Annotated in this window: 7 protein-coding genes; 2 read left to right on the top strand and 5 right to left on the bottom strand. The window is 44.4% G+C overall.

What is annotated here, in order from left to right; all coding sequences use genetic code 11:
- Positions 1-231: 231 nt before the first annotated feature.
- The 3 genes from AC0VYA_RS08755 to AC0VYA_RS08745 form a co-directional block, all read right to left on the bottom strand.
- A complete protein-coding gene (locus AC0VYA_RS08755) occupies positions 232-888 on the bottom strand; it encodes a peroxiredoxin-like family protein (protein ID WP_475490740.1) in 657 nt (218 codons plus the stop codon).
- 257 nt (positions 889-1145) lie between these two features.
- Positions 1146-2306, bottom strand: coding sequence for an L-dopachrome tautomerase-related protein (locus AC0VYA_RS08750; protein ID WP_475490739.1), 1161 nt, complete (start codon positions 2304-2306; stop codon positions 1146-1148).
- 229 nt (positions 2307-2535) lie between these two features.
- Positions 2536-3537, bottom strand: a complete 1002-nt coding sequence (locus AC0VYA_RS08745) for a zinc-binding alcohol dehydrogenase family protein (protein WP_475491050.1) — start codon at positions 3535-3537, stop codon at positions 2536-2538.
- A 245-nt stretch (positions 3538-3782) separates the two neighbouring features.
- Between AC0VYA_RS08745 and AC0VYA_RS08740 the strand changes: the two genes are divergently transcribed.
- On the top strand, positions 3783-3959 hold the full coding sequence (locus AC0VYA_RS08740) for a hypothetical protein (protein ID WP_475490738.1): 177 nt from the start codon (positions 3783-3785) through the stop codon (positions 3957-3959).
- Between the two features lie 291 nt (positions 3960-4250).
- Here AC0VYA_RS08740 and AC0VYA_RS08735 read toward each other — a convergent pair whose 3' ends face one another.
- Entirely contained in the window at positions 4251-4709 is a 459-nt protein-coding gene (locus AC0VYA_RS08735) for a DUF6789 family protein (protein ID WP_475490737.1), read from the bottom strand.
- A 391-nt stretch (positions 4710-5100) separates the two neighbouring features.
- Between AC0VYA_RS08735 and AC0VYA_RS08730 the strand changes: the two genes are divergently transcribed.
- Positions 5101-7083 (top strand): PAS domain-containing hybrid sensor histidine kinase/response regulator, encoded by a 1983-nt coding sequence (locus tag AC0VYA_RS08730; protein WP_475490736.1) that lies wholly within the window; start codon positions 5101-5103, stop codon positions 7081-7083.
- A gap of 127 nt (positions 7084-7210) precedes the next feature.
- Here the strand turns inward: AC0VYA_RS08730 and AC0VYA_RS08725 are convergent, their stop codons facing one another.
- Positions 7211-8128 carry a histone deacetylase family protein gene (locus tag AC0VYA_RS08725; protein WP_475490735.1) on the bottom strand — a complete coding sequence of 306 codons (918 nt, stop codon included), beginning with the start codon at positions 8126-8128 and terminating at the stop codon, positions 7211-7213.
- Positions 8129-8130: the final 2 nt, after the last annotated feature.

Here is an 8130-nt window from a genome sequence, read left to right as displayed (position 1 = left end):
AGCTAACTACACTCGGGAAATTGATGCCCAAGTGTAGCAAAAATACTGTTTATAAAACCACTATTGATTACTGAATTAGCATTCGTTGCACAGTGAGAAAAACGAACGAGGTCAATAGGTTGAACACGCCTTAACTGGCTATTCAAAGAACAGAAAGCCGAGACCCACTGTTCGTTCGCACCGTGCTGGCTCTTGGCGTTTTAACAACGGGTCATTTAGGAAATTATCGGCTTAGGTAATTTGATTTGCCTTCAATGCCGCAATGATGTCTGCTGGCTCTGCTCGGGTGCGGTAATCTACATCCACAAAGCGCCAAATCACTTTAGCGTCGGCATTTAATACGAATGTGGCAGGAATAGGTAGCATGCTGCCATTACCATTATTGATGCTCGCTAAGTCTAAACCGCGATCTTTACGCATATGCTGTAATATTAGCTCGGGTACTTCCCAGGCCACACCATAGGACGCAGCTACGCGGGCATCCTGATCTGATAACACCTGAAACCCTAATTCACTTATCTCACTTTTACTTAAGCTGTCGTCGGGTACTTGCGGGCTTATAGCGACTAATTCAGCGCCTAATTCGTGAATATCACCCAATATCGACTGAAGGGCTCTTAGCTGTAAATTACAATAAGGACACCAGTCGCCGCGATAAAACGTGACCACTACTGGGCCTTTCGTGCGCAAATAGGATAACGCCACGTCTTGACCTTGGGCATTTGGCAACGTGAATGCTGGCGCTTGTTGGCCGATTTCAATAGCCTCGCTGCCTTGCTCAAACTCATGAGCTTTGGCCATTAACTCATCCATTGCTTGCATAAATTCAGGTTTGGCTTGTCGTGATTTCGCGACTTGCGCCTCGGTTTGTTCTTTTAAAGTGGACATTTTTCTCCTTATCGTGCTGTCGTAACCATGCTGTCGTTCTGGGCATTGCGGTATTCGGTAAGTGACTAGCCCAATTTGATATGCGGTAATCGATATGCGATACACCTAGATTCCCGCGCCACACAGATAAATCGCTTAGGTGTATTTACCACATAAATAAAAGGCGCGAGCAATAAAAAAGCGCCATGTTCACACTGTCAGAGTGAGCATGGCGCTATTTGTTCCGCACTGGCTAACATTCAAATAAAATAATAATCCTAGCGACCTGTTTTTCCTTTCACTAATGCAGGAAAGCGCATGATCTTGAACTCTCCTTTACTGGCATTTTCACCACCGTTTAGCACAGCAGAGCGATGCAATTCATTAACTGTAAAGTAGATATAATCATCCGGTCCATAAGCAAAGCCATCGGGCCAAACGATGCGCTGATCTTTATACAAGGTGCGGCTGTTACCTGCGCTATCCGTTACTTCAATGGCACCTTGGGTCACAGAGGTGACATACACATTACCACCACCATCAATGGTAATACCGTCAGACAATGATTTATCACCGTAACGCTGTATTTTGTCTTCAAGTGCATCCATATCAAGACTTAAATCCACTAAGTCATCGGTTTTCACGCGATAGATAGACGTACCTGACATGGCACCGAAATACAGCCAATTAGAATCAACATCAATAGTGATCGGGTTGACGCCTAGTCTTGCAGGCTGGCCACCTAAGGTAATCACTCTGCCTTCTATTATCATGTCCACATCTTCGGCTTGAGTAAACTCACTGCCTTCTAGAACACGTCTGGCTTGCCCCGTTTTGATATCGACTATCACCATGGCGGCGCGGTTATCTGACGCGGTATCTGCAAGGTATATTTTGCCGTGTTTGTTGTCTATCGCCAAATCATTCAAAAAAGAGCCCGGCGTGATCATGGGCTTGGCAATATAAATAATTTTTTCAAGGGTTTCTGAGCGTGTATTCCAGCCCACTAGACGACCTGCGTGGTCATCTGATGATGTATCTAGCATCCACAACACGCCGTTTTGATCCACATTCAAACCCAGCACATCGTACAAACCGATTTGGTTCTCATCCGGTTTAGATGCCCACGCTTCGCTTGGGTAAGGTTTCACCGAACCATCATTAAATAGTTCGACAATCTTCACCGGCTGACCATAAAAACCGTGCACACTTAAGAATTTACGTCCATCTGGACCAATGGCAATATTCCCAGGAGGAGTCGTTTCATCAAGCGATGCATATGTTTCCAACTCGTGGCTGATTTCTTGTTGGGCATGGGACTCAGTGGGTGCTTGGTTTTGTGCCAAGGCAACGTGTGAATTCAGTGCTGCCACGCTTAGCAAGGTAAGCGCTGTGATAGTGGAGCGGAATTCGCGGAATGAACTAACCGTTAATGTCATATAAGTTCTCAATGAGTGTTTTTAAATTAGTGTGTTCAAATTAGTGTATTTAAATGAGTGCGTTAGCGTACATGTATTGATATGTGTAGCTTACTTTTACTCATGGCGTACCAGACCTTATTAAGGCCAAACGAATTTCATTGGATGTTATTAATGATGTTATTAATAAAAGCGTTACTTGAGGTGAATCAAAACCTTGCTGGTCGCAAAGCTAAAACCGGCAGTCCCTCTAGAAGCCCGCTAACACCAGTTTACCTACCATCGTTTGAGACTCGAGCAATTGATGCGCTTTCACTAAATTTTCAACGTTGATTTTGCCTAACTCCCTACCCAATGTGGTCATCAAAGTACCGTTATCAACCAACAGAGCAATTTGATTTAGTATGTCGTGCTGGGTTTGCATATCAGTTGTTTCAAACAACGAGCGAGTAAACATGAACTCCCAATGCAGTGATACACTTTTACGTTTTAATGCCACCACATTTAATGACGCGGGGTCATCTATCAAAGCAAACTTACCTTGCGGGGTAATGCACTGAACTATTTGTTCAAAATGCTGGTCGGTATTGGTCAAACTAACAACGTTATCGACAGTGTCAAAACCCAGCGCCGTGAGCTGTTCCGCCAACGGTTGATGATGATTTATCACATGGTCGGCACCTAATTTACGTACCCAATTTGCGCTATTTTCACGAGATGCGGTGGCAATGATGGTCACACTCGTCAGCTGTTTCGCCAACTGCAGCATGATCGATCCCACACCGCCTGCTGCGCCAATGGTCAACAAGCTTTGCTTGCTGTCTCGGTTGAGTTGCAAACGATCAAATAGCAATTCCCATGCAGTTATCGCAGTCAGCGGCAAGGCCGCAGCTTGTGCATCGGAGATTGAGGTGGGTGCTAAGCCAACAATACGTTCGTCAACAAGTTGAAATTCAGCGTTACTGCCTTGACGTGACATATCACCTGCATAAAAAACCCGGTCGCCCACATTAAAGAGTGTCACGTTCTCACCCACGGCTTTTACAATACCGACACCGTCATAACCTAATACCTTTATATCTGGCGATGGGTTAATTCTGCCGCGCAATTTTGTATCCACTGGGTTAACGGACACGGCTTTGACTTCAATTAACAAGTCTCTCGCTGATGGGACGGGCATGTCGAGGGTATATTCTTGCAACGACTCAGCAGTCGCGATTTCACTTGGGTTTTTATAACCGATGGCTTTCATCATACTCTCCAATCATTCACTCAGTTATTGGCTATATTTGCATGGCATTGTAAATCACTTTCATTGGATAAAAAGGACGTCTAGCACGAAACATTTTCAAAAAATTATTGTAAGTGCAACATAAGTCCTCTGGCATTAGTAGTAGGTAAAACCAGTAGGTAAATTTACTTCCAAAAAAAACTATAAATGTATATACATTTGCTATACATTAAAAGCTGATAAATCACGATTCGGATGACAACCCTTTGAGCATTAAAAAGGCGAAGAAGAAAAATAGTCAGTTGATTGTCCGCATTAATGATCAAGAGCGCGCTGAGTTTGTAAACTTATGTGAAGAGCTTGATACCAGTGCGGCCCGTGAAGTGCGTAGATTTATCCGTCAGTTCATCAATGAGCAAAATCGCCCTTCGATCGACACATAAAATCAAGAAGCGACTGCTTACATGACACCTTTCTCGTATATAAAAAAGGAACATTCTAATGGCTAAATCAAATACTAAAGCGCTTAAGAAAGAAATTAAAAACCGCAAAGCTAAAATTGCTAAGCAAGAAAGCAAAGTGAAGAAGTTAAAAAAACAACTTAAGAAAGCCAAGTAAACTTTCCGATAACATCAGCCGGAAGGATCTGCTCTCTCCGGCTTTTTATATTAGTTAATGAACTGAACCGATTCTCCCTCTTCGATTAAGCCAGTTTACTTTTTCCTACAGTAAGATTAATCAGAGGTTCCGAGTAATTTAGCGAATGTAAATCCCATTGCCGCGCCAAACACAAGGTGCAAAATAAGGGTCATGACAGGCGCCATTATACCCATGCTCAACCCGAATAGACCTGCACCACTCATAGGCATAGGACCTATCATCATTAATAACCATACCAAGATACCAAATGTCATTCCTTTAGCTACTTGAGAGCCTCCGGGAAGGATACCGTTAAAAACAGCAAATGCCCCGCCCCAAGCAACCGAGCCAAGCACAAAATGCATTATCCACCCAGTAGTAAGACTAATCTGTGTGCCCATTTTCTCAGCTGCCATGGTTGACATCATATGAATCGGATCTAACTCTGGCATCACGCCCATGTTCTTTTTCACCATCATCAATCCCGTTAGCACCAATGTGCCGACGAAACCTGCAATAATCCCTTTAACAAAGACTGATATATTGAACGACATGTACTTAACCTCATTATTTTGTAATGTATGTAGTGACAATAGCATTGACGACCAAGCCTTAGGTTGATGTTTATAACCTTCTTCTAGATAAGAACGTGAAGTTGCTAACTATCTTACAAATAAATCATTCGCTTAAAAGCACGAACCGAGCTCACTCATTACCCAAAACATCCTTAAGACAGCGTGAGACATCGAACCAAAGCGTGTTGATTATTCGTTTGTAGCGACATTTTAGTGGTTATTTTTGGTAGTTATATAATATGCTATTACACAAAATTAAAAACCTCTGTTGAGTGGGTAGCATTTGAGTGTATTACGTAATGAATACAATGTATGTTAAGCGTTGAAAGGGGATAACAACGTCAATAACTGTAAGCAGGAAATAACGTAAATGACTTATACGCCTCAATCCAAATCCGCTTTAAATTTTATCGCCGGCGGCGGAGAAATGGGCGCTAGAATACGCGCATACGATTGGCAGTCCTCCCCGATTGGACAGCCCGAAGATTGGCCGCAATCTTTAAAAACCAGCGTAAGACTGCTGTTATCCAGTGGCCATCCCATGTTTATTTGGTGGGGTGAACATCTTATTCAATTTTACAATGACGCTTATGCCAGTACGCTAGGCCCAGAACGCCATCCCAGTGCGTTAGGCCAACAAGGCCGAGACTGTTGGGCCGAAATCTGGCCTGAAATCGCCCCGCAAATGGAGCAGGTTTTAACTGGAAAGGGCCACACTTGGCACGAGAACCAACGTTTGTTCATTACACGTAATGGTGTGCGTGAAGAAATGTATTGGACCTATAGTTACAGCCCAATTGACGATCCAAATTCGGCAAACGGCATCGGTGGTGTTTTAGTCGTGTGTAACGAGACAACCGAGCAGGTGTTAGCAGAGCACGCCATGAAAACGGCTGAAGCTCGTTGGCGTTCATTGTTCGACCAAGCTCCCAGTTTTATGTGCATTGTGCAAGGGCCTGAGCATCGCTTTGAATACGCCAATCTCAACTACTTCAAACTACTAGGCAAACAAGATTTTCTAGGCGAAAAGGTAATTGACGTTGTTCCTGAGGTCGACGCTCAAGGGTTTATCGACCTACTAGACAAGGTCTTTGAGAGCGGTGAAAGCCACCACGGTATTGAAATGCCCCTCGTTGTGGGCAATGGCGCCCCTATCTATATCGACTTTATTTATCAGCCAATAATGAACGCGAGCGGTCACGTCAGCGGAATATTAGTAGAGGGCAATAATGTCACCGAGCGCGTTATGGCGAATCGCTCACTGCAGGAACAAGACAAGCTTAAAGACGAATTTCTCGCCATGCTAGCCCACGAGTTACGTAATCCATTAGCCCCTATTCGCAATGTGAGCGAAATATTGCTCAACATGGAGCAACGGGATCCAAAGCTAAAAAACATCGGTGATATTCTGGCCCGCCAAGTACGTCACATGACTCACCTCATGGATGACTTACTGGATGTGTCTCGTATCAGTCAAAACCTAATCAATTTGCAGCTTGAACCTACCAACTTCTCTGATATCGTCGATTTAACCATAGAATCTCAGCAAAGTGCGCTGGATACCAAAAAACATACCCTTGAGGTAGTCGATACCCCGCAAGATTTATATGTTAACGGCGACAGCACTCGCTTAGTTCAATCTTTAAGCAACGTGTTAAACAACGCCATTAAATACACACCTGAAGGTGGCCACATTACACTTGAATGTGTGGCAGACATTGAAACTGTGCAGGTGATTATTAGTGACAATGGCTACGGAATTTGCCCTTCGATGCAAGGTAAAGTGTTTGAACTTTTTGCCCAAGTACAGCAAACGTTAGATCGCTCCCAAGGTGGCTTGGGTATTGGTCTAAATATCGTTCAGCGTTTAGTGCAAATGCATGGCGGGTCCATCTCGGTGAGTAGCCAAGGTCTGGGTCATGGTTCATGCTTTACCATAACCTTGCCTAGAATAACCGCCCCTAAAAAAACGGCTGCCGAGGCCGCATTTGCCCTAAAAGCAGAGAAACGAATTTTGATAGTCGATGACAACAAAGATTCTGCGGATACGCTATCAGAGTTATTAGCGATGCAAGGGCACAAAGTGACTGCCGTTTACACCGCTCATGATGCACTCAGTGATATTGAAAAAATCGAACCTGATGTTGTCTTACTCGACATAGGTTTACCCGATATGAATGGCTATGAAGTTGCACAGCAAATCCTTGCCAAAAAGTTGAAGCCTCTGTTGGTTGCTCTTACAGGATACGGTCAAGCCGAGGATGTACGCAAAGCCAAGGAAGCAGGTTTTGATTACCATTTCACTAAACCCGTGAATTTCAGCGAGCTGAATCACATTTTTGCGCAAAAATAACCCGCATCAACACAGATTAAACAGGCACTCGGCGTCAAGAGAGATTACTCCCAAAACACAATATTTAGGTAGTGTGATGCGCATATAAACGCCCTGCCTGGTGGCTCTGTCTTGATCTAGCGTTGAGTCAATCCATCATCCCTTTTATATGCGCCGCTACGCTGCGCCCTAGCGCATTCAACACATAGCCACCCTCCAAGGTAGACACCATCTTGGCATTGCAATGCTTAACGGCCAGTTTTTTAAGCTCTGCGGTTAACCAGTAAAAGTCCGTTTCGACCAAATTAAAGTGCCCCATATCATCTTCATAGTGGCTGTCAAAACCCGCAGAGATTAAGATAAGTTGCGGAGCAAAGGCATCTATTTTAGGCAACCACTGCTCGCTAATGGCCTGCATAAATTCATCACCATAAGTCCCCGCGGGCAAAGGCAGGTTTAAAATATGCTCATTCCCTGGCCCCATGTTATAAGGGAAAAAAGGCGACTCAAATGATGAGCAAAACAGCACGCGTTTATCGTTGAAAAAAATGTCTTCAGTACCGTTACCGTGGTGTACGTCAAAATCAATAATGGCAACACGCTCTAAACCATATTGCGCCATAGCGTAAGCCGCAGCTACCGCAATATTATTAAAAAAGCAGAAGCCCATGGCTTTGGCATACTCGGCGTGGTGACCCGGCGGGCGCACTGCGCAAAACGCCTGTTCGGCCTTGTCTTGCATCACTAAGTCCACGGCCATCACATTCGCTCCAGCTGCATATAACGCCGCGTGTAAACTGTGCTGCCCTAATTGGGTGTCGGGTGCTAACTCTATAACGCCTTCTTTTGGGGCACTGGCGAAGACATGATCCACATAGGCTTTGTCGTGTGCTAAGTACAACTGCTCTTTTGTGGCCTGAATTGCCTGTTGTTTATCAATAATAAAATCGAGCCTTGACGCAATAAGCTGATCGTTAATCGCATGTAATCGATCTGGGCTATCTGGGTGATCTGTGCCTGCCTCATGCAAACCGCAACCCGGGTGGCTTATAAAAACAAAACTCATTA

It is taken from the genome of Paraglaciecola sp. QJM3NY_14, from assembly GCF_056173245.1.
Note: the sequence above shows the minus strand (reverse complement) of the source record. Positions and strands in the feature narration are given on the sequence as shown.